Source organism: Serratia sp. TSO36, from assembly GCF_057808395.1.
In genome coordinates, this window is sequence record NZ_JBJZOU010000021.1 from 267,117 (window position 1) to 293,882 (window position 26,766).

Below are 26,766 nucleotides of genomic sequence, written 5' to 3' on the forward strand. Positions count from 1 at the left end.
TCAGCGCGTCCAGTCTTCAACCGCCAACCCGGGCACCATGGCGAATGCGCGATCGTTGGTCACCAGCGTCGCGCCACGGCTCTGCGCGTGAGCGGCGATCAGTTGATCCAGCGCGCCCATGATTTTGCCCTTTTTCTCCATGTTCGCGCGCATTTCACCGTAGCAGCGGGCGGCCTCGCTATCCCATGCATAGACCGTCACCGCGGCAAGAAAGGCCTCGACCATGCTTTGCAACGCCTTGTTCCGCCGTTTAGCCACACCGTAAAGCAGTTCCGCCTCCGTGACGCTGGAAATACATACGGCAGAAGGCGGAAGCTTTTCCATGACGTTAAGCACCTGCGGATGCTGTCGAAACAAGTGGCTGACGGTGTTGGTATCAAACATGTACATCGCCTACTCTTCCTCTGAGAATGGATCGCGGTCTGCAACCCCTTGCTGACGATCTTCCGCGCCAAGAAACTCTTGCGGCACCGGCGTTTGGGCGATAATGCTCAGCAGCGGTGCCCAGCTGTCCGGCTTTGCCGGATATTTGGATAAAATCACGTTGCCCTCCCGATCGCGACGGATATAGACACGATCCGTATCAAATTCAAATTCCACCGGTAACCTCACCGCCTGATTTCTGCCGTTTTTAAACAGCTTTGCGATTCTTTCCATCTCGACAACCTCCACAGCAGGCATAGGCCAAAGCATATGCCTGTAGCGTGTCGATGCCAAGATGTATCGCTCATTTTTCATCCATATTGACGAAACGGCCAAACCGTAACGCACAATCTCACGGGGTGAAACCCTGTCCCCCTTGTTATGCGGCGCACTGCGCAATCACCGTGCCTTCCCTTAGCTTCCCGTGCGGCGCCAGGTTCACCGAATGAAAACTCCGCGCCGGCGCAAAAAAACTGCGCATTTTTTCGACTAAGCTGCTGTGAGGTTTAGCCGCCGATTTTCAAGCGATTGGCTACACTTACATCACGAATCGGAACCTACAGGAGAAGAACCATGGCAATCGGTCATTATGAGCTGAAAAAAGCAAAGAACGGGCAGTACCACTTCAACCTGAAAGCCAGTAACGGCGAGAGCATTCTGGCCAGCGAAATGTACGCCAGCAAAGCCTCGGCGGAGAACGGCATCGCTTCGGTGCAGACCAATTCACCGCACGAAGCGCAGTACGAACTGAAGCACAGCACCAGCAATCAGCCCTATTTTGTGCTGAAGGCAAAGAACCATCAGGTGATCGGCGTCAGCGAAATGTACAGCTCCGAAAGCGCCGCCAAAAACGGTATCCAATCGGTGATAAAAAACGGCCCGACCACCGATATCCGCGATTTGAGCGCCTGATCTTTCCCTTTCTCCCGCGCGGTGGCCCGCCGCCGCGCATTTTCCGTTTGACCAAGATCAATCTCCCCTGAATAAATCCGGTTAACTGCTGATTTCTTGCCGCGCTGCGGCTACAATTCCCCGCTTTTACTGCGCCATCAGGTGGCGTGGTGCTGACCTGAAATCAGACCGAGACACACTATGTTTACACCGGAACTTCTCTCCCCGGCCGGAACGCTGAAAAACATGCGTTACGCCTTCGCGTACGGCGCCGATGCGGTTTACGCCGGCCAGCCGCGCTACAGCCTGCGGGTGCGCAACAACGAGTTCAACCACGAGAATCTGGCGCAGGGCATCAATGAAGCCCATGCGCTGGGCAAAAAATTCTACGTGGTGGTAAACATCGCCCCGCACAACGCCAAGCTGAAAACCTTCCTGCGCGATCTGAAGCCGGTTATCGATATGGGCCCAGATGCGCTGATCATGTCCGATCCCGGCCTTATCATGATGGTGCGCGAAGCCTTCCCGCAGATGGACATCCACCTGTCGGTGCAGGCCAACGCCGTTAACTGGGCGACGGTGAAGTTCTGGCAGCAAATGGGCCTGACCCGCGTGATCCTCTCGCGCGAACTGTCACTGGAAGAGATCGCCGAGATCCGCGCCGAAGTGCCGGACATGGAGCTGGAGATCTTCGTCCACGGCGCGCTGTGCATGGCCTACTCCGGCCGCTGCCTGCTGTCCGGCTACATCAACAAGCGCGATCCCAACCAGGGCACCTGCACCAACGCCTGCCGCTGGCAGTACAAAGCGGAGGAAGGCAAAGAGGACGACACCGGCAATATCGTGCACCTGCACGAGCCGATCCCGGTGCAAACCGTCGAGCCGACGTTGGGCATCGGCGCGCCGACCGACAAGGTGTTCATGCTGTCTGAAGCGCAAAAGCCAGGCGAATATATGAGCGCCTTCGAAGATGAACACGGCACCTATATCATGAACTCCAAGGATCTGCGCGCCATCCAGCACGTGGAGCGTCTGACGCAGCTCGGCGTGCACTCGCTGAAGATCGAAGGCCGCACCAAATCCTTCTACTACTGCGCCCGCACCGCCCAGGTCTACCGCCGCGCCATCGACGACGCGGCCGCCGGCAAACCCTTCGATCCGACCCTGCTCACCACGTTGGAAGGCCTGGCGCACCGTGGCTACACCGAAGGCTTCCTGCGCCGCCACGTGCACGAAGCGCAGCAGAATTACGACTACGGCTCCTCGCTCTCCGAGCGCCAGCAGTTCGTCGGCGAATTCACCGGCGTGCGCCGCGATGGCTGGGCGGAAGTCGACGTGAAGAATAAGTTCGCGCTCGGCGACAGCGTCGAGATGATGACGCCGGGCGGCAACGTGGTGTTCACCCTCGAGAGCATGCAAAATAAGAAAGGCGAGCCGATTGAGGTGGCGCCGGGCAACGGCCATATCGTTTATTTGCCGATCCCGCAGGATATCGATCTCAATTATGCGTTGCTGATCCGCAATTTGGCGGAAGAAAATAGCGCCGGGGCATAAAAATGAATCGCCGTCATTCGGCGGCGATTTTTAGCAAATATTAGAATTGGATCACATCAATGTGCGCGCAGCTTGGTTACTATCACGCTGCTTAAAACGAACAACGAAAATATTTGCATAGCAATACTAGGAACCACCTCCTTAGCCGGCCCAATCTCCCTTGGGCTGGCTTTTTCTTTATGGGGGCGCCTATTTTTTTCGCCGCGCCGATTTCCATAACTTATTCCCGTTATCCGTTTTAATAATAATAATCACGTCGCCTCGATATATAAATAACGCTACAGCGATTAATCCTCTCGTCTTTAAAACCTGGCTTATTTCCGGGTAAAATTCAGATAAATTCGCCTTGTTTCTTATTCACTGAACGCCGGGAAATAACCAGAATTAGCTGAATATTCTGATGGCCTGGTGGCGGCGGCTGGTTTATCTTGAGGCATTCTTGGTTTTCCGCCGGAGGAGATCGGCAATGCCTCAACACTCACATGCGCCCGCCCTGCTTATCATCAACGGCAAAGGCGCCGGTAACGAAGAGCTGCGTCAGGCGGTCAAACGCCTGCGCGCAGAGCAAATCACGCTGCACGTGCGCGTGACCTGGGAGCACGGCGACGCCGCGCGCTATGTCGCGGAAGCCACGCAGCTCGGCGTCGGCACCGTCGTCGCCGGCGGCGGTGACGGCACCATCAACGAAGTGGCCGCCGCGCTGGTGCAACTGCCGGCGCACAACCGGCCGGCGCTGGGCATCCTGCCGCTCGGCACCGCCAACGACTTCGCCATGGCCTGCAACATCCCCCCGTCGCCGGAACAGGCGCTGCAGTTGGCGATCAAGGGCCGCTCGGTGCCGATCGATCTGGCGAAGGTCAACGGCGAGCGTTACTTCATCAATATGGCCACCGGCGGCTTCGGCACCCGCATCACCACCGAAACGCCGGAGAAGCTGAAGGCGGCTCTCGGCGGCGTGTCCTACTTCGTGCACGGCTTGCTGCGCATGGATACGCTGCAGGCCGACCGCTGTGAAATCCGCGGGCCGGACTTCCGCTGGGCCGGCGAGGCGCTGGTGATCGGCATCGGCAACGGCAAGCAGGCTGGCGGCGGCCAGGAGCTGTGCCCCAGCGCGCTGATCAACGACGGCCTGCTGCAGTTGCGCCTGCTGATCGCCGATGAGCTGCTGCCGGCGCTGGTCGCCGCCCTGTTCAACGACGAAGAGAGCAACAGCATCCTCAGCGCGGCGCTGCCGTGGCTCGAGATCGACGCGCCGCATGAGATGACCTTCAACCTCGACGGCGAACCGCTCAAGGGTCGCCATTTCCGCATCGAAGTGCTGCCGCAGGCCATCGAATGCCGCCTGCCGCCTAACTGCGCCCTGCTGGGCTGACCTTGTCGGGCGCAGCCGCTGCGCCCCGTTTCTTCCCCCGTTTACCCGCTTCCGCTCGCGATCAAATGTGATCCTCTCCGGCAAATTCATAAAATCATACTTGTATGGTAGTTAGTTCATGACGTATTTTCGCGCTATCTCTCCGCAGCTACAGGATGTGAAGGTTATGAAAATCATCAACGCCGAGGTGTTCGTCACCTGCCCGGGGCGCAATTTTGTCACGCTGAAAATCACCACCGATGACGGCATCATCGGCCTCGGTGACGCCACGCTAAATGGCCGCGAATTGCCGGTGGCCTCTTACCTGAAAGATCACCTCTGCCCGCAGCTGATCGGCCGCGACGCGCAGCGGATCGAAGACCTCTGGCAATTCTTCTACAAAGGCGCTTACTGGCGGCGCGGCCCGGTGACCATGTCGGCCATTTCCGCTGTCGACATGGCGCTGTGGGACATCAAGGCCAAGGCCGCCAACATGCCGCTGTATCAGCTGTTGGGCGGCGCCTCGCGCTCGGGTGTGATGGTGTATTGCCACACCACCGGCCACTCGATCGACGAGGTGCTCGACGACTACGCCAAACATAAAGAACAAGGCTTCAAGGCGATCCGCGTTCAATGCGGCGTGCCGGGTATGAAAACCACCTACGGCATGGCCAAGGGCAAAGGCCAGGCCTATGAGCCGGCCACCAAGGGCGACTGGCCGGAAGAGCAGCTGTGGTCGACGGAAAAATACCTCGATTTCACCCCCAAACTGTTCGACGCGGTGCGCAACAGGTTCGGCTTCAACGAACATCTGCTACACGACATGCACCACCGCCTGACGCCGATCGAAGCGGCGCGCTTCGGCAAAAGCGCCGAACCGTATCGCCTGTTCTGGATGGAAGATCCGACGCCGGCGGAAAATCAGGCCTGTTTCCGCCTGATCCGCCAGCATACCGTCACGCCGATCGCCGTCGGCGAGGTGTTCAACAGCATCTGGGACTGCAAACAGCTGATCGAAGAACAGCTGATCGACTACATCCGCACCACCCTGACGCACGCGGGTGGCATTACCGGCATGCGGCGCATCGCCGACTTCGCCTCGCTGTATCAGGTGCGCACCGGCTCCCACGGCCCTTCCGATCTGTCGCCGATCTGCATGGCGGCGGCGCTGCATTTCGATCTGTGGGTGCCGAATTTCGGCGTGCAGGAATACATGGGCTATTCCGAGCAAATGCTCGAGGTGTTCCCGCACAGTTGGACGTTCGACGACGGCTATATGCATCCGGGCGACAAGCCGGGCATCGGCATCGAGTTCGATGAGAAGCTGGCGGCCCGTTACCCGTATGAACCGGCCTACCTGCCGGTCGCGCGTCTGGAGGATGGCACCTTATGGAACTGGTAAACACCATGCGCAGCGTCGTGATCGAACAGCCCGGGCGCCTGGCGCTGCAGACGCGCGCGCTGCCGCAGCCGGCGGCCGGCGAGGTGCGGGTCAAGGTGAAATTCGCCGGCATCTGCGGCTCCGACGTCCATATCTATCACGGCCATAACCCGTTCGCCCGCTATCCGCGGGTGATCGGCCACGAGTTCTTCGGCCTGATCGATGCGCTGGGCAAAGGCGTCGATCCAGCGCGCCTCGGCGAACGCGTCTCGGTAGATCCGGTGGTGAGCTGCGGCCACTGCTATCCCTGTTCGGTCGGCCGCCCCAACGTCTGCACCTCGCTGCAGGTGATCGGCGTGCACCGCGACGGCGGCTTCAGCGACTACGCCTGCGTGCCGGCGCGCAACGCCTATCCGATTCCGCTCGCCATCAGCGATCGCCACGCCGCAATGATCGAACCCTTCAGCATCGCCGCCAACATTACCGCCCATCTGCAACCGCGCCCCGACGACATCGCGCTGATCTACGGCGCCGGGCCGATGGGGCTCACGGTGATCCAGACGCTGAAAGGCGTGTACGGCGTCAAGCAGGTGTGGGTCGTCGATCGCATCGCCGAACGGCTGGACATGGCGCGCGCCAACGGCGCCGACGAGACGTTCAACAACGCCGAGGCCGCATTGCCGCAGATGCTGCAGCAGCGCGGCATTCAGCCGACGCTGATCGTCGATGCCGCCTGCCACCCCGCCATTTTGCCGGAGGCGATCAATCTGGCCTCGCCGGCGGCGCGCATCGGCATCATGGGCTTTTCCGGCGACGCCTGCACGCTGACCCAGCAGAGCATCACCAGCAAGGAGCTGTCGATCTTCTCCTCGCGCCTGAACAGCGCGCGCTTCCCGCAGGTGATCGGCTGGATGGCGGACGGCAAGCTAGAGCCGCAGCGGCTGCTCACCCACTGCGTGCCCGCCGCCGACGTCGAACGGGCGATGCTGATGTTCGAGCGGGATCAGCGCACCTGCTGCAAGGTGCTGCTGCAGTTCGAGTAACGCCAAGGCAGCATCGGGGCACTGGGCGGTACCCGCCGCCCGTGCAAACAACGAAGCATCACGATTAAAACGACACCCAGTGGAGCGCTTTATGTTTAAAAACCTGCGTTGGACCATCGTGTTCCTGCTGTTCATGGTCTACATGATCAACTACCTCGATCGCGTGGCGCTGTCGATCACCGTGCCAATGATCGAACAGGATCTGATGCTGAACGCCGAACAGTTCGGCCTGATCTTCGGCAGCTTCTTCTTCGGCTACGCCATCTTCAACTTCGTCGGCGGGCTGGCTGTCGATCGTTTCGGCCCGACGCTGGTGCTGGGCGTGGCGGTCGGTCTGTGGTCTATCTTCTGCGGCATGACGGCGATCGCCACCGGTTTTTACTCGATGCTGATCCTGCGCGTCCTGTTCGGCATGGCCGAAGGGCCGATCTGCGCCTCGGCCAACAAGATGATCAACGGCTGGTTCCCGAAGAAGCAGGCGGCGACCGCCATGGGCCTGCTCAGCGCCGGTTCGCCTTTGGGCGGCGCGGTGGCCGGGCCGATCGTCGGCTATCTGGCGCTGGCGTTCGGCTGGCGACCGGCGTTTATGATCATCTGCGCCATCGGCATCGTCTGGATGCTGGTGTGGTTCTTCGTAGTGGCGGATAACCCGGCGAAAAGCCAGCGCGTCAGCGCCGAAGAACGGGCGCTGATCGCGCGGCTGAAACAGGAAAACCTCGGCGAGGAAAGCGCGCTGAGCGACGCCGCGCACGGGCTGGGTTACTACCTGAAGCAGCCGATCATTCTGGTCACCGCCTTCGCCTTCTTCTGCTACAACTACATTCTGTTCTTCTTCCTGAGCTGGTTCCCCTCGTATCTGGTACAGGCGCACAACCTGAACATCAAAGAGATGAGCCTGACCACGATGATCCCGTGGATCGTCGGCTTCGTCGGGCTGGCGCTCGGCGGCTATATTTCCGACAAGATCTTCAACATCACCGGCAAATTGCTGCTGTCGCGCAAGATCGTGCTGGTCACCAGCCTGCTGGCGGCGGCGGTGTGCGTGGCGCTGGCGGGCACCGTCAGCAGCGTGGTGCCGGCGGTGATGCTGATGTCGGTGTCAATCTTCTTCCTTTACATCACCGGCGCTCTCTACTGGGCGATCATCCAGGACGTGGTGCATAAATCCCGGGTCGGCGGCGCCAGCGGATTCATTCATTTGATCGGCAGCGTCTCCGGCATCATCGGGCCGATCGTCACTGGCTACATCGTGCAGAACACCGGCAAATTCGACAGCGCCTTTATGCTGGCGGGCGGCGTCGCCGCGCTGGGCGCGCTGCTGGTGCTGCTGGTGATCAAGGCGCCGCGCGCGACGGCGGGCGTGCAAATCTTAAAACCCTAACGCCAGGCGGGGCGGCTTCGCCCCTTTGCTTACCTCTCCAGGGACATTGAACATGAGACTTTCCGATCACAGCGCGCTGCCGGCCGCCGTTCTCCGGCCCGGCTACGCACGTGAGCGCGTGAAACCGCGCATGGTGCATATCGGCTTCGGCGCGTTTCACCGCGCGCACCAGGCGATGTACGCCGACAGGCTGGCCAGCGAGCACGGCAGCGACTGGGGCTACTGCGAAATCAGCATGCAGCACGGCCAGCAAAAGATCGCCGACCTGCAGCAACAGGATCTGCTGTTCTCGGTGGCAGAGATGGACGACGACGGCTTGCGGGGCCGGGTCATCGGCGTGGTGCGCCAGGCGCTGCACCTGCAAACCGACGGGCTGGCGGCGGTGCTGGCGGCCCTGACGCAGCCTGAGATCGCCATCGTCTCGCTGACCATCAGCGAAAAGGGCTATTGCCACCAGCCCGCCAGCGGCCGGCTGATGACGGAACACCCGGCGATCGCGCATGATATCGCCCACCCGGCACGGCCACAGTCGGCGCCGGGGCTGCTGCTGGCGGCGCTGCGCCTGCGCCGCGAACGCGGGCTGCCGCCGTTCGCCGTGATGTCCTGCGACAATATGCCGGCCAACGGCCGGGTCACGCGCCAGGTGCTGCTCGACCTGGCGCAGCGGCAGGATCCGGCGCTGGCCGACTGGGTGCGTCAAGCGGTCGCCTTCCCTTCCACCATGGTGGATCGCATCGTGCCGGCGATGACGCAGGAAGCCCGCGGGCAGCTGTTTGCCTGCCTGGGCGGCGTCGAGGATGAGGTCGGCGTGGCCTGCGAGCCGTTCAGCCAGTGGGTCATTGAGGATCGCTTTCCCCAGGGGCGCCCGGCCTGGGAAAAGGTCGGCGCCGAGCTGGTGAGCGACGTGCTGCCGTACGAGGAGATGAAGCTGCGCATGCTGAACGGCAGCCATTCGTTCCTCGCCTACCTCGGCTATTTGGCCGGTTATCAGCACATCGGCGACTGCATGCAGGATGCGGATTTTGTCCGCGCCGCCCGTCACCTGATGCTGGCGGAACAGGCACCGACCCTGCAGGTGCCGAACGTCGATTTGGCGCAGTATGCCGACTCGCTGCTGCGGCGTTTCCGCAACCGCGCGCTGAAGCACCGCACCGCGCAAATCGCCGTGGACGGCACGCAAAAGCTGCCGCAGCGGCTGCTGGACGCGATCCGCTGGCATCTGGCGCATGGCAGCCGCTTCGACTGCCTGGCGCTGGGCGTCGCCGGCTGGATGCGCTACGTCGGCGGCCGCGATGAGCAAGGCGCGCCGATCGACATCAACGATCCGCTGCGCGACCCCATCGCCGCGTTGGTCGCCGGCAGCGAGGAAGGCCGGCCCCGCGTCCTGGCGCTGCTGCAGCTCGACAGCGTCTTCGGCCAGGATCTGCCCGACTCGCCTGACTTCGTCCGCGCCGTCAGCCACGCTTATCATCAACTGCTGAGCCTGGGGACCAAAGCCGCCGTCGCCGCTCTGCCGCTTACCGACCGGGAGGTTTCCGATGACCGTCACCACGCATAACGCCGTCAATACCGGCAATCAACCGCTGCTGCGGCGCGTCGCCAGCGCTTCGGCCATCGGCACCGCCGCCGAGTATTATGATTTCTTCGCCTACGGCACCGCCGCGGTGCTGTTCTTCGGCCAGCTGTTTTTCCCCAGCGCCGATCCGCTGATCAGCACGCTGGCGGCCTTCGCCACCTACGCGGTCGGTTTCCTGGCGCGCCCGCTGGGCGGCATCGTGTTCGGCCACATCGGCGACAAGGTCGGCCGCAAGAAGGCGCTGGTGATCACCATCCTGATCGTCGGCCTCGGCACCTTCTGCATCGGCCTGCTGCCCACCTATGAGCAGATCGGCATCTGGGCGCCGCTCGCGCTGATCTTTATCCGCGTGCTGCAGGGCTTCGGCGTCGGCGGCGAACAGGCCGGCGCGGTGCTGATGACCGCCGAATACGCGCCGCCGCCGCGGCGCGGCTTCTACGCCAGCTGGGTACAGATCGGCGCGCCCGCCGGTTTCCTGCTGCCATCGGGGCTGTTCGCGCTGCTGACCGCCGTGCTGTCGCCGGCGCAGATGCTGGACTGGGGCTGGCGCATTCCGTTCCTGCTCAGCCTGCTGCTGGTGATCGTCGGGCTGTTTATTCGCCTGAAGATCGACGAGTCGCCGGTGTTTACCCAGATCCGTGCCACCAAGGCGGTGGAGAGCCGGCCGGTGGTGGAAGTAGCCCGCCGCTATCCCGGCCTTATCGGCAAAGGGGTGTGCGCCAAGCTGATTGAAGCCTGCGCCTTCGCCATGTTCACGGTGATCGTGCTGGCCTATGGCAAGGCCAATCATCTCAACGAAAGCATTCTGCTGGAGGCGATGATCGTGGCGGTGCTGCTGGAGATTTTCGCCATTCCGCTGATGGGCCGCCTCTCCGATCGGGTTGGGCGAAAACCGGTATACATCGCCGGCGCGCTGCTGCAGGTGGCGTGCATCGTGCCGTTCTTTATGGCGATCAACCTCGATAATTTCTGGGTGACGCAGATCGCCATGATCGTGGTGCTGACCTTCGGCCACAGTATGTGCTACGCGCCGCAGGCCTCCTACTTCCCGGAGCTGTTCCCCACCCGCGTGCGCTGCAGCGGCATCGCGCTGATCTGGCAGATCGGCTCGCTGATCGGCAGCGGCATTCTCGGGCTGTTGGCGGTGAAGATCCTGCAGGTGACCGGCGGCCACTACTACGGGCTGGCGGGTTACATGATGGTGCTGGGCGTGGTGTCGGCCATCGGCCTGAGCCTGATGCCGGAAACCGCGCCAGGGCGGCGCAAGCAGGAATATCAGGATTGGCATCACTGAGTTACCCTGCCCGGCGGGTGGATTTATCCCCCCGCCCTCAACCAATAATCTGCTAGTATGGTGGCATTCGAATTCCAGCCAGATGCCTGATTGTCGCCATGTCTGAAACGTACAGTCTCACCAACAACGTCCCGGTCAACCAACAGATCTATCGCTTCCTGCGCAAGGATATCGTCGACTGCACCATCCCCCCCGGCACCCTGTTGTCCGAGAAAGAGATTTCTACGCGCTTTTGCGTTTCGCGCCAGCCGGTGCGCGAAGCTTTCATCAAGCTGGCGGAGGCCGGCCTGGTGCAGATCCTGCCGCAGCGCGGCACTTTTGTGATGAAAATCTCCGCCAAGCGCGTGGCCGACGGGCGCTTTATCCGCCAGGCGGTGGAATGCGCCATCGTGCGCCGCGCGGCCGAGCGCGCCACCCCGGCGCAGCTGATGACGCTGGAGCATAACCTGCACCGCCAGGCGCTGGCGGCGCAGAACGGGCAAACGCGCGAGTTTCTGGCGCTGGACGACGAATTCCACCAGCTGCTGACCCAGTTCGCCGACTGCCCGCTGGCGTGGGAGACCATCGAAACCATCAAGGCCACCATGGATCGAGTGCGTTTCCTCAGCCTGAGCGAAGTCTCGCCGCCGGAGAGCCTGATCAAGCAGCACTACCGCATCTACGAGGCGCTGAAAGCGCGCGATGCCGAGGCGGCGGAGCGCGCCATCCACGATCACCTGCAGGAGATGATCTACTCCATCACCCCGATTGCCCAGCAGAACACCGAGTGGTTCGAGATCGAATAATCAATCGTTTAGCGCGCCGGGGGCGATCGTCCCCGCGTATTTGGCCTCGCAAATGGCATTTCCTCTCAATCGCATCTATTGTTTGTCCTTGCCGGATCCAGTTCGGTAGTATCGCTTTACAGCTTCAATCACCGCTTTTTTACTGCGCCGGTGGTCAAAAACCCTTGCATTGCCGGTGTATGAAGAAGCTTAATCGGGAGTGAATCATGACTGATATTGTGCAGTTGCTAGGAAAGGAAGCGGAAGATCTGCTGCAACACCGCTGTACCACTATCCCCGCCGAGAATCTCTACCTGCCGGGCGACGACTTCGTCGACCGCGTAATGATCGATAACAACCGTCCCAACAGCGTGCTGCGTTCGATGCAAACCCTGTTCAACCACGGTCGCCTGGCCGGCACCGGCTACCTGTCGATCCTGCCGGTCGATCAGGGCATCGAGCACTCCGCCGCCGCCTCGTTCGCCGCCAACCCGCTGTATTTCGATCCGAAGAACATCGTCGAGCTGGCGATTGAAGCCGGCTGTAACTGCGTCGCTTCCACCTACGGCGTGCTGGCGTCGGTATCGCGCCGCTACGCACATAAAATTCCGTTCCTGGTCAAACTCAACCACAACGAAACGCTGAGCTACCCGACCCAGTACGACCAGACCCTGTACGCCAGCGTCGAGCAGGCGTTCAACATGGGCGCGGTGGCGGTCGGCGCTACCATTTACTTCGGCTCCGAGCAATCGCGCCGCCAGATCGAAGAGATCTCGATCGCCTTCGAGCGCGCGCATGAGCTGGGCATGGTCACCGTGTTGTGGGCCTATCTGCGCAACCCGGCATTCAACAAGGACGGCGTGGACTACCACTCCAGCGCCGATCTGACCGGCCAGGCCAACCACATCGCCGCCACCATCGGCGCCGACATCGTCAAACAGAAAATGGCGGAAAACAACGGCGGCTACCGCGCGGTGAAATTCGGCTATACCGACGATCGCGTCTACACCAAGCTGACCACCGATCACCCGATCGATCTGGTGCGCTACCAGTTAGCCAACTGCTACATGGGCCGCGCCGGGCTGATCAATTCCGGCGGCGCCGCCGGTGAGAACGATCTGCAGGAATCGGTGCGCACCGCGGTGATCAACAAACGCGCCGGCGGCATGGGCCTGATCCTGGGGCGCAAGGCGTTCAAGAAATCGATGAAAGACGGCGTGGCGCTGATCAACGCCGTGCAAGACGCCTACCTGGACAAGAAGGTCACCATCGCCTGATGTGACGGACCACCTGTCCTCAAGCCCGGTTCGCCGGGCTTTTTTGTGCATCGAGGGAGGTCTTGACAAGGAAATAATGCAACCGAATGTATTTTATGAGCAAAAATAAGAGCTGGTTTTTATTTAATCTCCCTGGGCTTTTTTTATTCCAAATATGCGAAAGAGAACGACATAAATCATTAAAGATTGAAAGTTAACCTTATCAAATTTCAAATTCCCCACCTTTTCCGAAAACACAAAAACTTAGCGCATTAATAATTATTATAGTTCATTGTTATTTATGGACTTTTGACTAAATTTTACGCTAGTTAATCCACATTTTTATGGTGGTGCCATCATGAAAGTCAATATTGTAATCATCTCCCTGCTCATCCTTTCGCTATCGTCTTGCGCGCTATTTAAATCTCCGGCCTCTAGGCATGAGTTGAAACCTGGAGAAACGTATTGGTTTGACTATGACTCAACAAGAAGCAGCGCCATTTATATTCCCGCAGACTCAAATATCAAGTACTGCGTGGCTCCACCGCCTGATGTCGCGCAGTCCGTTATTGCCGCGCTGAAAGCTGAAATGAGCACGGAACAAATTCAAAAAGTCAGTGGCGATGCAGAGTTCAGCACCGCCGTAGTCGATCTGGCTCGGCGCACCACCACGGTAAATTTTATCCGCGATACGTTGTATCGCGTCTGCGAAGCCAGACTACAAGGCCCGCTCACCGCGACGGAAAAAGAAATTTTCCTGGCCGCGATAGCCGCCGCCAAAGATATGGCAATCGCTGAAAAAGACAAACAAAAGCAAGAACTGGCCCAAACGGCCGAAAGAAACGGTGCTTCCGTAGAGACAATACAAAAGATTCTCGAGCAGTAACAGAAACACGCTAACAACGGCGATTTCCGTATACCCCCTCCCCAAAGCCCGGTTCACCGGGCTTTTTTGTGCCCGCGCTCTCCCCCTCATGCCACAGACCTTCTCTTTCTTTCATTTTAAACTTTCAAAATAAAATATTTATCTTTCAAATTGTGATCTATTTAAAACAAATGGCCCAACAAAGTGACTACTGTAAGGTCCATGGCGACAGAGCCGCCGTTCGCTCCAGGCCATATCAGTCCATTACAGGAGAACATAATGATTGAGCTAATCACCCACGGCGCCGAGTGGTTTATCGGCCTGTTTCAGAAAGGCGGTGAAGTGTTTGTCGGCATGGTGACCGGCATTTTACCTTTGTTGATCAGCCTGTTGGTTATCATGAACGCGCTGATCAAATTTGTTGGCCAGGAACGTATCGAACGATTGGCGCAGCGCTGCGCGGGCAACCCCGTGTCGCGTTATCTGCTGCTGCCGCTGATCGGCACCTTTGTCTTCTGCAACCCGATGACCCTCAGCCTGGGGCGCTTCATGCCGGAGAAATACAAGCCGAGCTACTACGCGGCGGCCTCCTACAGCTGCCACTCGATGAACGGCCTGTTCCCGCACATCAATCCGGGCGAACTGTTCGTTTACCTCGGCATCGCCAGCGGCCTGACCACCCTCGGCCTGCCGCTCGGCCCGCTGGCGGTGAGCTATTTCCTGGTGGGGCTGTTCACCAACTTCTTCCGCGGCTGGGTCACCGATCTGACCACCAGCCTGTTCGAACGCAAGATGGGCATCCGTCTGGATCGCCAGGTGCAACTTTAATTCGTGGAGTGCAGCATGAGTGCTTATATCCGTATTGAAAAAGGCGCCAGCGGCTGGGGCGGCCCCCTGGAGCTGCCGATAGAGCCCGGCAAGAAAGTGGTGTACATCACCGCCGGCACCCGGCCGTCCATCGTCGATCGCCTCAGCGAATTGACCGGCTGGCCGGCCGTCGACGGCTTCAAAGAGGGCGAGCCGCCGGCGGAAGAGATCGGGGTGGCGGTGATCGACTGCGGCGGCACCCTGCGCTGCGGCCTGTATCCGAAACGCCGCATTCCGACGGTCAACATCCACGCCACCGGCCAGTCCGGCCCGCTGGCGCAGTTTATCCTCGAAGACATCTATGTCTCCGGCGTGCGCGACCACAACATCAGCCGAATCGAAGCGGCAGATAGCCAACCCGCCACCACCGTTGCAGCGCCGCCCAAGGCGCGCGACTACGACACCAGCAAGAAGATCACCGAGCAAAGCGACGGGCTGCTGGCGAAGGTCGGCATGGGCATGGGATCGGTGGTGGCGGTGTTCTTCCAGGCCGGGCGCGACACCATCGACACCGTGCTGAAGACCATCCTGCCATTTATGGCGTTCGTCTCGGCCTTGATCGGCATCATCATGGCCTCCGGCCTCGGGGACTTTATCGCTCACGGCCTGACGCCGCTCGCCAACAGCCCGATCGGCCTGGTGACGCTGGCGTTGATCTGCTCATTCCCGCTGCTGTCGCCGTTCCTCGGCCCCGGCGCGGTCATCGCCCAGGTGATCGGCGTGCTGGTCGGGGTGCAGATCGGCCTCGGCCATATTCCGCCGCAGCTGGCGCTGCCCGCGCTGTTCGCCATCAACGCGCAGGCCGCCTGCGACTTCATTCCGGTCGGCCTGTCGCTGGCGGAAGCCAAGCAGGACACCGTGCGGGTCGGCGTGCCTTCGGTGCTGGTCGGCCGCTTCCTGACCGGCGCGCCGACGGTGTTGATCGCCTGGGCCGCCTCGGCCTTCATTTATCAATAAGCTGATTTCCAGGGAGACGTTTATGCACACCATTTTTCACACCACCATCACGCAGATCGGCGGCTGCGCCCGCGACGCGTTGCTGGACAACATGCTGATCACCTTCCGTGAAGGCGCCCCGGCGGATATCGAAGAGTTCTGCTTCATCCACCGCCACGGCGCAACCGCCGGCGAGCTGCAGGTCGGCGGCGTGATGGAACTGGCGCAGCAGCGCTACGCCATCACCGCCGTCGGCAGCGTCGCCACGCAGAATCTGCGCGAGCTGGGCCATATCACCGTGCGCTTCGACGGCGAAGCCGAAGCCGAATTTCCCGGCTCGATCCACGTATCCGGCCCGACGCCGACCGATATCCCGTTGGGCAGCACGCTGTCATTTATCGCATAAGGAGTAGACCATGTCTGAAGTAGCTGTAGTGATTGGCGGCGGCCAAACGTTAGGCGCCTTTTTGAGCCACGGGCTGGCGCAGGCCGGTTATCGGGTAGCGGTGGCCGATCTGAACGCCGACAACGCCAGTCTGGTGGCACAGCAGATCAACGAAGAGTACGGCACAGGCAGCGCCTGCGGTTTTCAGGCCGACGCCACCGACGAGCAGAGCGTGATGGCGCTGGCGGCGGCGGTTGACCGGGCGTTTGGCCAGGCCAATCTGCTGGTGTACAGCGCCGGCATCGCCAAGGCGGCGCCGATTACCGATTTCCCGCTGGGCGACTTCGACCGCTCGCTGCAGGTGAACCTGGTGGGCTATTTCCTCTGCGCCCGCGAGTTCTCACGCCTGATGATCCGCGACGGCATCGCCGGGCGCATCATCCAGATCAACTCCAAATCCGGCAAGGTCGGCAGCAAGCACAACTCCGGCTACAGCGCCGCCAAGTTCGGCGGCGTGGGGCTGACGCAGTCGCTGGCACTCGATCTGGCGGAGTACGGCATCACCGTGCACTCGCTGATGCTCGGCAACCTGCTGAAGTCGCCGATGTTCCAGTCGCTGCTGCCGCAGTACGCGCAAAAACTGGGCATCGCGCCGGATCAGGTGGAGCAGTACTACATCGATAAGGTGCCGCTGAAGCGCGGCTGCGACTACCAGGACGTGCTGAACACCCTGCTGTTCTACGCCAGCGACAAGGCCTCTTACTGCACCGGCCAGTCGATCAATATCACCGGCGGCCAGGTGATGTTCTGACGCCATCGACGCCCCCTTCGGCGGAAGGGGGCTAAGGAGAACCCCATGACTCAAGCTCTGATCGCCTTCGCGCTGCTGGCCTGGCTGCTGCAAATCGCCTTTGGCTGGTGGCAACTGCAGCGCTTCAACCGCGCCTTCGACGGCCTGTGCCGGCTGGGCGCCGTCGGCGTCGGCCGTTCCGGCGGCCGCTTCCGCCCGCGAGTAGTGCTGGCGCTGGCCTTCGACGCCGATCGGCGGGTGTGCGGCAGTCTGTTGCTGCGCGGCCTGACCGTTTTCGCCCGGCCCCGCCCGCTGCCTCGATTGCACGGTTTGCATCAGCGGGATTTGCGCCCGGATGTGATCTTCCCCGAGGATCGCGCATGCCAGTCTGCACTATCGTTAGCGATTGAACCCAAATCGTGATATTTTCACATTAAAAGACATTACCTTTCATAGTGAATTATTCAGCGAGGGGAAATGCCCAACTCTTGTGAACGGGAATCGCGATGAAACCAAAGCAGCGGCAGGCCGCTATCCTTGAATATCTGCAGCGGCACGGCAAAACGGCAGTGGACGCCCTGGCCGAGCATTTCTCCACCACCGGCACCACCATCCGCAAGGATCTCACCCTGCTGGAAGAAGAAGGCGAGGTGATACGTACCTACGGCGGCGTGGTGCTCAGCCGCGACGACGGCGATCAGCCGATCGATCGCAAAACCCATATCAACACCGAGAAAAAACGCCACATCGCCAGCGCCGCCGTGGCGCTGATCGCCGACGGCGACTCGCTGATCTTCGATGCCGGCAGCACGGTGCTGCAGATGGTGCCGCACCTGGCGCAGTTCAATAACATCACGGTGATGACCAACAGCCTGACCATCGTCAACGCGCTGGTGGAGCTGGACAACGATCAGACCATCCTGATGCCCGGCGGCACCTACCGCAAAAAATCGGCCTCGTTCCACGGCAGCCTGGCCGAATCGGCGTTTCAGCAGTTCAGCTTCGACAAACTGTTTATCGGCGCGGACGGCGTCGATCTCAACGCCGGCGTCACCACCTTCAACGAAGTGCACAACGTCAGCAAAGCGATGTGCGAAGCCGCCGGCCGCATTATTCTGTTGGTAGACTCCTCGAAATTCGGCCGCAAGAGCCCGAACGTGGTGTGCGAACTCAGCGCCGTCGACACGCTGATCACCGACCGAGACATCAACCCCGATTACCTCGCCGCCCTGCAGGCGAAAGGCATCAATATCCTTCTGGTAGGAGACCCCGATGAGTAACGCCAACGCCCTGCTCACCTTTGCCCGCGAAACGCTGGAGATCGAGCTGACCGAAGCGCAACGCCTGCTGGCGCGCCTGGACGACAACTTCGTCAGCGCCTGCGAACTGCTGCTGAACTGCCGTGGCAAAGCGGTAATTTCCGGCATCGGCAAATCCGGCCATATCGGCAAGAAAATCGCCGCGTCGCTGGCCAGCACCGGCACACCGTCGTTCTTCGTGCACCCGGCGGAGGCGCTGCACGGCGATCTCGGCATGATCGGCGCCGACGACGTGGTGGTGTTCATCTCCTACTCCGGCCGCGCCAAAGAGCTGGATCTGATCCTGCCGCTGCTGGCGGAGAACGGCATTCCGGTAATCGCCGTCACCGGCGGCAAAGAGTCGCCGCTGGCGCAGGCCGCCGCCTGCGTGCTGGATATCGGCGTCGAGCGCGAAGCCTGCCCGATGGGGCTGGCACCGACCTCCAGCGCGGTCAACACCCTGATGATGGGTGATGCTCTGGCGATGGCGCTAATGCGCCAGCGCGGTTTCAACGCGGAAGATTTCGCCCGCTCGCACCCGGGCGGCAGCCTGGGGGCGCGCCTGTTGAACCGCGTGCATCACCTGATGCGCACCGGCGATCGCCTGCCGCGCGTGAGCGAAAGCGCCAACGTGATGGAAGCGATGCTGGAGCTGAGCCGCACCGGGCTCGGGTTAGTGGCGGTCTGCGACGCGCAGCAGCGGGTGGTGGGCGTGTTTACCGACGGCGACCTGCGCCGCTGGCTGGTGAAGGGCAACAGCCTGCAGGATCCGCTCAGCCCGGCAATCACCCGCCCCGGCTATCGGCTGCCGGAGCAGTGGCGCGCCGGCGAGGCGCTGGAGGCGCTGCACGAACAGCACATCAGCGCGGCCCCGGTGGTCGATATGGACGGCGTGCTGGTGGGGGCGCTCAACCTGCACGATCTGCATCAGGCCGGCATCGGCTGATCAACGCCGGGGGCGCCATCATCGGCGCCCCCGGTCAGATCATTTCCAGTCGGGATTGTTCTCGAACTGCTGCTTCAGCAGCGCTTTCATGTCGTCATCCGGCTTGCCGAGCCACTGGTACTTGGCATACTTCTTCGGATGATCGACGGCTTCCGGCCGATCTTCCACTTCCACCCGCACGCCCCAGGCCTGGGATTTGTCCGCGCTGAACGCCACGATCAAAAAGTTGTTGCCGCAGTCGTGCGGTTTGCACAGATTGCCGACCAGATACTCTTTGCCCTTCCAGCTCAGGTTCTGCGCCGGCGTCGAGGTGCCGACGCCCTTGCGCGCCCAGCCCGGCATCCGCGCCTGGCCTTTCACCATGTTTTGCCAGCTGGCCTGATACCCCGGCTGCTGAATCAAATCCGACGTGGTGACGATCTGCTGGGCAAAGCTGCCCGCGCTGAAGCTGAGCAGTGCGCCGAAGAGGGCGCAACGCAGCGCCTGGTGTCCCGTCATAGTCCTTCTCCCTAGGTTAAATCAGGTTTCGCCCGTCAAACCGGGCCTGAACTAGTCAGACCACGGTTGCGGCAAAAAGTTGACTCACCACCAGGCGTGGAAATGATGCACCGGCCCGATGCCGTGCCCCACTTCCAGCGTGTCCGCCTGTTGCAGCGCTTGTTGCAGGTAGTCCTTGGCGGCGGCTACCGTAGCCGCCCAGTCGGCATGGCGCGGGCGCAGCGCCGCCAGCGCGGCCGAGAGCGTGCAACCGGTGCCGTGGGTGTGGCGGGTGGCAACGCGCGGCGCGGTAAAGCGCTGCTCGCCTTCTGCGGTAAACAGCCAGTCCGGGCTCTCGCTTTCGCTCAGGTGGCCGCCCTTCATCAGCACCGCCCGGCAGCCCATCGCCAGCAGCGCCCGCCCCTGCTCGCGCATCTGCGCTTCATCTTCCGCCGGCGCGCACGCCAGCAGCGCCGCCGCTTCCGGCAGGTTCGGCGTAATGATCGACACCAGCGGCAACAGCTCGCGCCGAATAGACGCCACCGCCTCCGGCGCCAGCAACGGATCGCCGCTTTTCGCCAGCATCACGGTGTCCAGCACCACGAATTCCGGCCGGTAATGGCGCAGCCGTTCGGCCACCGCCTGCACGATGTCGGCGTTGGCCAGCATGCCAATCTTGACGCTGTCGATGCGCACGTCGCTGAACACCGAGTCCAGCTGCGCGGCGACGAACGCCGGATCGATGTAATACACCGACTGCACGCCGCGGGTATTCTGCGCCACCAGCGCGGTGATCACCGAGGTGCCGTAGGCGCCGAGCGCCGAGAAAGCCTTCAAATCGGCCTGAATGCCGGCGCCGCCGCTGGGATCGGTGCCGGCGATGGTCAGGGCGTTAATGCGTTTCATCACAGATCCTCCCCGCGCAGCTGATACAGGGCATCGAGGAACGCCGGCGTAAAGCTGCCCGGCCCGCCGGCCTGCCTGGCCGCGAGGCCGCCACAGTGGGACATCACCCGGCAGGCGGTCGCCACGTTGTCCAGGCGATCGCCCGGCAGGGCGCAAAACGCCGCCACCACCGCCGACAGCGCGCAGCCGGTGCCCACCACCCGCGTCATCAGCGGGGAACCGCCTTCGATCGCCCAATCGCGTTGGCCGTCGGTGACGTAATCCACCGCGCCGGTGACCGCTACCACCGCGCCGCTGCGCTGCGCCAGCTCACGCGCGGCGGGCAAGGCCGCCAGCGAATCGTCGCCGCTGTCCACGCCGCGGCCGCTGGCCAGCAACCCGCTGAGCGCCATGATTTCCGAGGCGTTGCCGCGTATCGCCGCCGGTTTCTCGTCCAGCAGCTGTTTGGCGAAGGCGGTGCGGTAGGAGAGCGCGCCGACCGCCACCGGATCCAGCGTCCAGGGCTTGCCGGCCCGATTGGCGGCGGCCACCGCCGCCCGCATCGATTCGGCGCGCAGCGCATTGAGGGTACCGACGTTGATCAGCAGGCCGTCGGCCAGCGCGCTGAACTGCGCCGCCTCTTGCGGCTCCACCACCATCGCCGGGGAGGCGCCGAGCGCCAATAGCACGTTGGCAGTCAGCGATTGCACCACTTCGTTGGTCAGGCAGTGGATCAGCGGAGGCCGCTGTTGGAATTGGGTCAGACAAGCCGCGGCGCGCGCGCCGGGTAGTGCATCAGGTCGAGCGATCATATTCCTCCCAACCGGCGTTCAAGAAGGCGGCGCCGGCTGGGCGGCCGTGACTTCCCTACGCTGGCATTATCCAGATCAGGTAATACGGGTATTTCTCAGCCTTCACGCAGAAGGGCACCCCGAGTCATGAAAATCAATAGGTTGTGATCAACGTTGCGTTAATCCCTGCAGGGGATCATGCCAGCGGCGGCGCGGACAAACAAGCGAATAAATTGCCCGGCGGGCATACGCCGCGCAATGCGCTATAGTGAGCACAAACCACCGGGAGATGCCATGCAGATAAGACCCTACCAAGAGACCGATCGCCCCTTCCTGCGCACGCTGTACCTGGCGTCGCGCAAAGCGGCGTTCGGCTGGCGCGATACCTCAAACTATCAGTTGGAAGATTTCGACGGCGCGACGCTGGGCGAAGCGATTTGGGTGGCGGAAGACGGCGGCGTGCTGCTGGGATTCGTCTCCGTCTACCGCGAAGACAACTTCATTCATAACCTGTATGTCGATCCCCATCAGCCGCCGCGCGGCGTCGGCAGTGCGCTGCTGCAGGCGGCGGAAGCTACCTTCACCGCCACCGGCTCGCTGAAATGCCTGGTGAAGAATGAAAAGGCGCTGGCGTTCTACCGCAAACACGGCTGGCGCATCATCTCTACCGGCAACGACGGCGAAGAAGATTATTACCTGCTGCATTCGCCGGCCCGCTAACGCCGCCTTTCCCGTCACAGAACCCATTAATGATAATGGATTTCATTATCACTTAAGCATACCCTTCCTTGTCTCTCTCAATGAACTTGGCAAGGAAGGTTATGCAACACCAAACGGATACTCGCTTCCCCGATGCCGCGGCGGCGGACTACGATCGCCGTATTCTGACCCTGGTGCCCGGCTATCACTTTGCCCAGGCGCTGCTGACGGCGACGCTCGCGCAAACGCTGCCGAATGACGCCACGCTGTTGCTGGCCGGCTGCGGCACCGGCAGCGAACTGTCGGCGCTGGCCGCCGCCAACGCCAGCTGGCGTTTCAGCGCCGTGGAACCCTCCGCCGGCATGCTGGCGACCGCGCGTGCCAAGGCCGAAGCCGCGGGTTACGCACAACGGGTGAGCTTCCAGCCCACCTTGCTGCAACAAGCGCCGCAAACCCGCCACGACGCGGCGGTGTGCTCATTGGTGCTGCACTTTATCGCCGACGATGGCGCCAAACTGGATTTTCTGCAGCAGCTGGCGCAGCGCCTCTCCCCCGCCGCACCGCTGCTGCTGTTCGACTATCAACCGGAGGGCCTGCCCGCCAGCCACTACCAACATTGGCTGCAAAGCGCCGGGCACTCGGCGGCGCAGGCGCAGGAGGTGATCGAACGCACCCGCCGCAACTGGCACCCGATGGCGGCGGCACGCAGCCGTCTCCTCCTGGCGGAAAGCGGCTTCACCGCGCCTCAGCAGTTGTGCGGTGCGCTGGGCTTCCAGCTTTCACTGCTCCACCGCCGTCGCTGAGGGCGGCATGCCGCGCAGCGTCAGCCGCCAAAACAGCAACGCGCTTAGGCTGACGCCCGCCCCCAGCCAGCAGACGCCGCTCCAGCCCGCCCAGGCATACATATGGGTGCCGGCAAAGGCGCCCAACCCGCTACCGACGGCGTAAAACAGCATGTAGCAGCCCACCAGCCTGCTGTGCGACTGCGGGTGCGCGCTGAAGATCATGCTCTGGTTCAGCACGTGGATCGCCTGGCCCGCCAGATCCAGCAGCACGACGCCCGCCACCAGCCAAACCAGGCCGCTGCCGAGCAAACCGAGCGGCAGCCAGGCCAGCGTCAACAGCAGCAGACACACGCCGCTGGCCGCCTGCCCCAGCCCGCGATCCGCCAGATGCCCGGCGCGTACCGCCGCCAGCGCGCCCACCGCGCCGACCAGACCGAACGCCCCCACCGCGGCATGGGTGAAGTTGAACGGTGCCTGACTCAGCGGCAACACCAGCGAACTCCAAAAGAGGCTGAAAGCGCCGAACATCAGCAGCGCCAACATGCCGCGAATTTGCAGCGTGCGGTCATGCAGCAACAGGCTCAGCATCGAACGCAGCAGCGCGGGATAGCTCAGCGTACTGGGAGCGGTGCGCGGCGCAGGCAGCAGGCGCGACAGGATCGGCAGCAATACCAGCGTCACTCCGGCAGAGAAGAAGTACACCGTGCGCCAACCGCCAACGTCCGCCAGCGCGCCGGACAGGGTGCGCGCCAGCAGCAATCCCAGCACCACTCCGCCCTGCGCCGCGCCGACCACCCGCCCGCGCTCCTGCGGCGCCGCCAGGGCTGCGGCGTAAGCGATTAGCCCCTGCGTCATGGCGGTGCCCAATAAGCCTACCAGCAACATCCCTACCAGCAGCCAGGGCGCGCTGTGCGCCCAGCCCACCAATAGCAGCGCGCCGATCAGCCCTAGTTGTTGCCCCGCCAGCAACCGATGCCGGTTTAGCCGATCCCCGAGCGGCACCACCAACAGCAGCGCCAGCGCGCAGCCCAACTGAGTCACGCTGATCACCATGCCGACCGCCGCCAGGCTGATGGAAAAATCATGGGCGATGGCGTCCAGCAGCGGCTGCGCATAGTAAACGTTGGCCACGCTGAAGGCGCTGGCGGCGGCCAACAGCAGCACCAGAGGGGCCGGCAGGCGCCCCAGCGCCGCACAGGGGGGATCCAACAGTTTGTCGCTCATCGCACACCTCAATGTGGTTTCATTATTAAACTCAATGAACTTTAGGCGCAGAGGTTTTATAATGCAACCAGAATGTGCAGCTGGAGATAAACGCCGTGAAACGTAAAAGCCTGGAAGACGCGCCGTGCCCGGTGGCGCGCACGCTGGATGTGATTGGCGACTGGTGGTCGCTGCTGATCGTGCGTGACGCCTTCGACGGCGTCACCCGCTTCAGCGAATTTCAAAAAGGGCTGGGGATGGCGAAGAACATCCTTGCCACCCGCCTGCGCGCGCTGGTGACGCACGGTGTGCTGGAAATCGTGTCCGCCGCAGACGGCAGCGCCTATCAGGAATATGTGCTGACCGAGAAAGGCCGCGCGCTGTTTCCGGTGATCGTCGGCCTGCGCCAGTGGGGGGAAGATCATTTGTTCGCAGAGGGAGAAGCGCACTCAACGCTGGTGGAAAGCGACAGCAGCCGCCCCGTCCCGCGCCTGACGCCGATCGGCAGCGCCGGGCAGACGCTCACCCCGCTGAATACCCGGGTGGTGAAGGTATGAATAGTCTCAATAAGGCCTGCGTTACCTTGAGCTATTACATCTATTCTCTAACAGCTTCCGCAATCCCCTGCAGGTAATGTATAGTCCGCGTTTTACGGAGATCCCATGCTGACTAACTCATCCATTCGTCTGAACAAATACATTAGCGAGAGCGGTATCTGCTCACGCCGCGACGCCGATCGATACATCGAACAGGGCAACGTTTTCATCAACGGTAAACGCGCCACCGTTGGCGCTCAGGTATTTGCCGGCGATGTGGTGAAGGTTAACGGTCAGCTGATCGAACCGCGCAATGAAGAAGATCTGGTGCTGATCGCGCTGAACAAGCCGGTCGGCATCGTCACCACCACCGAAGACGGCGAGCGCGACAACATCGCCGACTTCGTCAACCACAGCAAACGCATTTTCCCGATCGGCCGCTTGGACAAGGATTCGCAGGGGCTGATCTTTCTGACCAACCACGGTGACCTGGTCAACAAGATCCTGCGCGCCGGCAACAATCACGAGAAAGAGTATCTGGTGACGGTCAACAAGCCGGTGACCGACGAGTTTATTCGCGGCATGGGCGCCGGCGTGCCGATGCTGGGCACGGTGACCAAAAAGTGCAAGGTGAAGAAAGAGGCACCTTTCGTGTTCCGCATCACGCTGGTGCAGGGGCTGAACCGCCAGATCCGCCGCATGTGCGAACACTTCGGCTACGAGGTCACCAAACTGGAACGCATGCGCATCATGAACGTCAGCCTGAAAGGCTTGCCGCTGGGCGAATGGCGCGATCTGACCGATGACGAGCTGATCGAGCTGTTCAAACTGATTGAAGGCTCTTCATCCGAGGCCAAGCCGGCGAAGAAGGCCCCGGCCAAATCCGCCGCGGCGAAAAAGCCGAGCGCCGGCGGGCCGAAAAGCGCCGACAAAGCCGCTGCGCCGGCCGGCCGCAAGCGCTTTACCCAGCCAGGGCGCAAGAAAAAAGGGCGTTAAACGCCCTTTCTCCCTCGCTCAGCCCGCACTGGTGTGGGCTTGGCGAGGGCGAAAGCCTGAGCACCACTTAGGCGAGTCTGATTGAAAGCGAGGAAAAAATCAGAGGGTAAGAGTCACTATTTTTTTAACAGCGTGGTCTTACCGTCAGGCTCTTGAGCGAAAGTCTTCCCATCCACACTGATAAAAACTCTTTTATTAACATCACCATTAATAATCATCGCTATATCCTTATAGACACATTTATTCTTGGTATCACCCTCACTAAGACAATGATAGTCATCAATACTTCCATCATTGCTGCCAGTCGGAGCGGCAACATAGCCGTCAAAATTCATTACGGCAACGGTAAAATGATTCTCGTCTTTGATAATATGATACTTATCCTGAAGTTTATCTTTATTATCATTCCACCAAGATATTTTACCTTCCGTGGTCAGCGGAAGGTATTGAACATAAACAGCAGCACCATCAACCCGCACAATATTAGCCGGCCTGACAAGCACCCAAACCAACCAAAGAGCCGCTACGGCGACCAAAGAAAAGAACGCAACCTTTTTTTTGTTAAGCATAGTTTTCACCTGTCACTATTATTTTCGCGCCAAAGTTGGTGAAAAAGGGTCTAAACGCGAACTCTTTATACCTTTGAAGTACAAACCAAATCCTGAAAAACCCAATAGAACTAAACTTTAATTTACTAATGTCTTCTTTATCTAACCCAAAATGATCCTGAGCTTTATAGCTAATCACAGCAGTATATTTATTATCTTGAAAAAACAAAGAATCAATACTGATCTCTGTACTATTGACCTCATGTACACTGACTCCCATTCCATTTATGCAGTCTTCCCAGCGAACATACTTTGGCAAACGGCTCTGTGATAACTGAAGAGTAAATGCATCTTTATTCAACTGATATGAGTTAAAATCAAATGTATCGAGAACACTTTTAATTCGAATTAGCGTACTATTTTCTGATTTATCGCTCAGTATCAGCCTTTTATAGGCCAAGTCCATTTGAACATCTTGAAAGTCAGTTCCGTTATTGTACTGCATATGATTGAAAAGTTTAACTATCAGCCCTTGATAAACGCCAGTAAAAGAAAAGTATCTCGATGCAGCTCTCAGCTCATCAAAAAGCATTGCAACCGCCTTTTCTTTTCCAGCTGCCGGAATATTTCGCGTTGCCGGATGGTCATAGGGCGATTTATAAGTACTCCAATCGATAAACGTTGATACTTGCCCCAAACGATATCGTTGCTTAAGTGTACGTTCATCCATATCGCCATATTGCATATCATCAGCAAAACGGTCGTTAAAAGGCTTCTTGCTGGTGAAAATCGTTAACGGCCTTGTCAAGTCACGCATTGGAAAATCAGTCCCTTGCCCATGCTAA

Annotated in this window: 30 protein-coding genes and 1 riboswitch; of the genes, 22 read left to right on the plus strand and 8 right to left on the minus strand. The window is 60.8% G+C overall.

The features are described 5' to 3' along the window. Together ACK3CV_RS18760 and ACK3CV_RS18765 are read right to left on the minus strand one after the other, a co-directional pair. Positions 1-390: a type II toxin-antitoxin system VapC family toxin gene (locus ACK3CV_RS18760; protein WP_041036282.1), complete on the minus strand. Its 390-nt coding sequence runs from the start codon at positions 388-390 to the stop codon at positions 1-3. A gap of 3 nt (positions 391-393) precedes the next feature. Continuing rightward, on the minus strand, positions 394-657 hold the full coding sequence (locus ACK3CV_RS18765) for an antitoxin (RefSeq protein WP_004941563.1): 264 nt from the start codon (positions 655-657) through the stop codon (positions 394-396). Between the two features lie 339 nt (positions 658-996). Here ACK3CV_RS18765 and ACK3CV_RS18770 point away from each other — a divergent pair, with 339 nt between their 5' ends. From ACK3CV_RS18770 to gutQ, 18 genes are all read left to right on the plus strand, one after another. After that, positions 997-1,335, plus strand: coding sequence for a YegP family protein (locus ACK3CV_RS18770; RefSeq protein WP_164038110.1), 339 nt, complete (start codon positions 997-999; stop codon positions 1,333-1,335). A 180-nt stretch (positions 1,336-1,515) separates the two neighbouring features. Continuing rightward, positions 1,516-2,868 (plus strand): prephenate-dependent tRNA uridine(34) hydroxylase TrhP, encoded by a 1,353-nt coding sequence (gene trhP, locus ACK3CV_RS18775; RefSeq protein WP_033635545.1) that lies wholly within the window; start codon positions 1,516-1,518, stop codon positions 2,866-2,868. Positions 2,869-3,334: 466 nt separating this feature from the next. Then, entirely contained in the window at positions 3,335-4,240 is a 906-nt protein-coding gene (gene yegS / locus ACK3CV_RS18780; protein WP_033635546.1) for a lipid kinase YegS, read from the plus strand. A gap of 166 nt (positions 4,241-4,406) precedes the next feature. Further along, positions 4,407-5,621 (plus strand): D-mannonate dehydratase ManD, encoded by a 1,215-nt coding sequence (gene manD, locus ACK3CV_RS18785; RefSeq protein ID WP_164038108.1) that lies wholly within the window; start codon positions 4,407-4,409, stop codon positions 5,619-5,621. A gap of 5 nt (positions 5,622-5,626) precedes the next feature. Then, on the plus strand, positions 5,627-6,643 hold the full coding sequence (locus ACK3CV_RS18790; protein WP_080353485.1) for a Zn-dependent oxidoreductase: 1,017 nt from the start codon (positions 5,627-5,629) through the stop codon (positions 6,641-6,643). A gap of 91 nt (positions 6,644-6,734) precedes the next feature. Continuing rightward, on the plus strand, positions 6,735-8,024 hold the full coding sequence (locus ACK3CV_RS18795; RefSeq protein ID WP_049194884.1) for an MFS transporter: 1,290 nt from the start codon (positions 6,735-6,737) through the stop codon (positions 8,022-8,024). Between the two features lie 52 nt (positions 8,025-8,076). Beyond that, on the plus strand, positions 8,077-9,582 hold the full coding sequence (locus ACK3CV_RS18800) for a mannitol dehydrogenase family protein (RefSeq protein WP_164038104.1): 1,506 nt from the start codon (positions 8,077-8,079) through the stop codon (positions 9,580-9,582). Continuing rightward, entirely contained in the window at positions 9,563-10,894 is a 1,332-nt protein-coding gene (locus ACK3CV_RS18805; protein ID WP_033654553.1) for an MFS transporter, read from the plus strand. Before ACK3CV_RS18800 ends, ACK3CV_RS18805 begins: the two co-directional genes overlap by 20 nt. A 98-nt stretch (positions 10,895-10,992) precedes the next feature. Continuing rightward, entirely contained in the window at positions 10,993-11,679 is a 687-nt protein-coding gene (locus tag ACK3CV_RS18810; RefSeq protein WP_033635552.1) for a GntR family transcriptional regulator, read from the plus strand. Between the two features lie 206 nt (positions 11,680-11,885). Beyond that, on the plus strand, positions 11,886-12,935 hold the full coding sequence (fbaB, locus tag ACK3CV_RS18815) for a class I fructose-bisphosphate aldolase (protein WP_033635553.1): 1,050 nt from the start codon (positions 11,886-11,888) through the stop codon (positions 12,933-12,935). Positions 12,936-13,272: 337 nt separating this feature from the next. Beyond that, the gene (locus tag ACK3CV_RS18820; protein WP_033648847.1) at positions 13,273-13,800 is read left to right on the plus strand and encodes a hypothetical protein; all 528 of its coding nucleotides are present in this window, start codon (positions 13,273-13,275) and stop codon (positions 13,798-13,800) included. Between the two features lie 258 nt (positions 13,801-14,058). Then, complete coding sequence (gene srlA / locus ACK3CV_RS18825; RefSeq protein WP_004941528.1) at positions 14,059-14,607, plus strand: PTS glucitol/sorbitol transporter subunit IIC; 549 nt, start codon at positions 14,059-14,061, stop codon at positions 14,605-14,607. 15 nt (positions 14,608-14,622) lie between these two features. Then, the gene (gene srlE / locus ACK3CV_RS18830; RefSeq protein WP_041036293.1) at positions 14,623-15,603 is read left to right on the plus strand and encodes a PTS glucitol/sorbitol transporter subunit IIB; all 981 of its coding nucleotides are present in this window, start codon (positions 14,623-14,625) and stop codon (positions 15,601-15,603) included. A gap of 22 nt (positions 15,604-15,625) precedes the next feature. After that, a complete protein-coding gene (srlB, locus tag ACK3CV_RS18835; RefSeq protein WP_004941520.1) occupies positions 15,626-15,988 on the plus strand; it encodes a PTS glucitol/sorbitol transporter subunit IIA in 363 nt (120 codons plus the stop codon). Positions 15,989-15,998: 10 nt separating this feature from the next. Next, positions 15,999-16,778 carry a sorbitol-6-phosphate dehydrogenase gene (srlD, locus tag ACK3CV_RS18840; RefSeq protein ID WP_033635557.1) on the plus strand — a complete coding sequence of 260 codons (780 nt, stop codon included), beginning with the start codon at positions 15,999-16,001 and terminating at the stop codon, positions 16,776-16,778. A gap of 45 nt (positions 16,779-16,823) precedes the next feature. Beyond that, on the plus strand, positions 16,824-17,180 hold the full coding sequence (gene gutM, locus ACK3CV_RS18845) for a transcriptional regulator GutM (protein WP_033648849.1): 357 nt from the start codon (positions 16,824-16,826) through the stop codon (positions 17,178-17,180). A gap of 83 nt (positions 17,181-17,263) precedes the next feature. Then, on the plus strand, positions 17,264-18,037 hold the full coding sequence (gene srlR / locus ACK3CV_RS18850) for a glucitol operon DNA-binding transcriptional repressor SrlR (RefSeq protein ID WP_033635559.1): 774 nt from the start codon (positions 17,264-17,266) through the stop codon (positions 18,035-18,037). After that, positions 18,030-19,001, plus strand: a complete 972-nt coding sequence (gene gutQ / locus ACK3CV_RS18855; RefSeq protein WP_049194889.1) for an arabinose-5-phosphate isomerase GutQ — start codon at positions 18,030-18,032, stop codon at positions 18,999-19,001. The genes srlR and gutQ overlap by 8 nt, the downstream gene beginning before the upstream one ends. Positions 19,002-19,040: 39 nt before the next feature. Here the strand turns inward: gutQ and ACK3CV_RS18860 are convergent, their stop codons facing one another. From ACK3CV_RS18860 to thiM, 3 genes are all read right to left on the minus strand, one after another. After that, a complete protein-coding gene (locus ACK3CV_RS18860) occupies positions 19,041-19,499 on the minus strand; it encodes an inhibitor of vertebrate lysozyme family protein (RefSeq protein ID WP_033644072.1) in 459 nt (152 codons plus the stop codon). A gap of 84 nt (positions 19,500-19,583) precedes the next feature. Continuing rightward, complete coding sequence (gene thiD / locus ACK3CV_RS18865; RefSeq protein WP_033648851.1) at positions 19,584-20,384, minus strand: bifunctional hydroxymethylpyrimidine kinase/phosphomethylpyrimidine kinase; 801 nt, start codon at positions 20,382-20,384, stop codon at positions 19,584-19,586. Beyond that, a complete protein-coding gene (thiM, locus tag ACK3CV_RS18870) occupies positions 20,384-21,175 on the minus strand; it encodes a hydroxyethylthiazole kinase (protein ID WP_033644073.1) in 792 nt (263 codons plus the stop codon). Before thiM ends, thiD begins: the two co-directional genes overlap by 1 nt. A gap of 35 nt (positions 21,176-21,210) precedes the next feature. Further along, a riboswitch (TPP riboswitch) is annotated at positions 21,211-21,307 on the minus strand. 141 nt (positions 21,308-21,448) lie between these two features. Between thiM and ACK3CV_RS18875 the strand changes: the two genes are divergently transcribed. Together ACK3CV_RS18875 and ACK3CV_RS18880 are read left to right on the plus strand one after the other, a co-directional pair. Further along, on the plus strand, positions 21,449-21,874 hold the full coding sequence (locus tag ACK3CV_RS18875) for a GNAT family N-acetyltransferase (RefSeq protein WP_033654547.1): 426 nt from the start codon (positions 21,449-21,451) through the stop codon (positions 21,872-21,874). A 101-nt stretch (positions 21,875-21,975) separates the two neighbouring features. Next, positions 21,976-22,656: a methyltransferase gene (locus tag ACK3CV_RS18880; protein ID WP_164038101.1), complete on the plus strand. Its 681-nt coding sequence runs from the start codon at positions 21,976-21,978 to the stop codon at positions 22,654-22,656. On the opposite strand, the gene ACK3CV_RS18885 is transcribed toward ACK3CV_RS18880, so the two are convergent. Beyond that, a complete protein-coding gene (locus tag ACK3CV_RS18885; protein ID WP_164038097.1) occupies positions 22,633-23,862 on the minus strand; it encodes an MFS transporter in 1,230 nt (409 codons plus the stop codon). The two genes, ACK3CV_RS18880 and ACK3CV_RS18885, sit on opposite strands and share 24 nt — an antisense overlap. Before the next feature lie 95 nt (positions 23,863-23,957). Here ACK3CV_RS18885 and ACK3CV_RS18890 point away from each other — a divergent pair, with 95 nt between their 5' ends. After that, positions 23,958-24,398, plus strand: a complete 441-nt coding sequence (locus ACK3CV_RS18890) for a winged helix-turn-helix transcriptional regulator (RefSeq protein ID WP_489009886.1) — start codon at positions 23,958-23,960, stop codon at positions 24,396-24,398. Between the two features lie 105 nt (positions 24,399-24,503). After that, positions 24,504-25,373: a 23S rRNA pseudouridine(2604) synthase RluF gene (gene rluF, locus ACK3CV_RS18895; RefSeq protein ID WP_164038093.1), complete on the plus strand. Its 870-nt coding sequence runs from the start codon at positions 24,504-24,506 to the stop codon at positions 25,371-25,373. Between the two features lie 116 nt (positions 25,374-25,489). Here the strand turns inward: rluF and ACK3CV_RS18900 are convergent, their stop codons facing one another. Then, positions 25,490-25,942: a DUF943 family protein gene (locus tag ACK3CV_RS18900; RefSeq protein ID WP_164038090.1), complete on the minus strand. Its 453-nt coding sequence runs from the start codon at positions 25,940-25,942 to the stop codon at positions 25,490-25,492. Further along, complete coding sequence (locus tag ACK3CV_RS18905; RefSeq protein ID WP_033655342.1) at positions 25,935-26,738, minus strand: DUF3289 family protein; 804 nt, start codon at positions 26,736-26,738, stop codon at positions 25,935-25,937. The genes ACK3CV_RS18900 and ACK3CV_RS18905 overlap by 8 nt, the downstream gene beginning before the upstream one ends. Positions 26,739-26,766 lie beyond the last annotated feature (28 nt).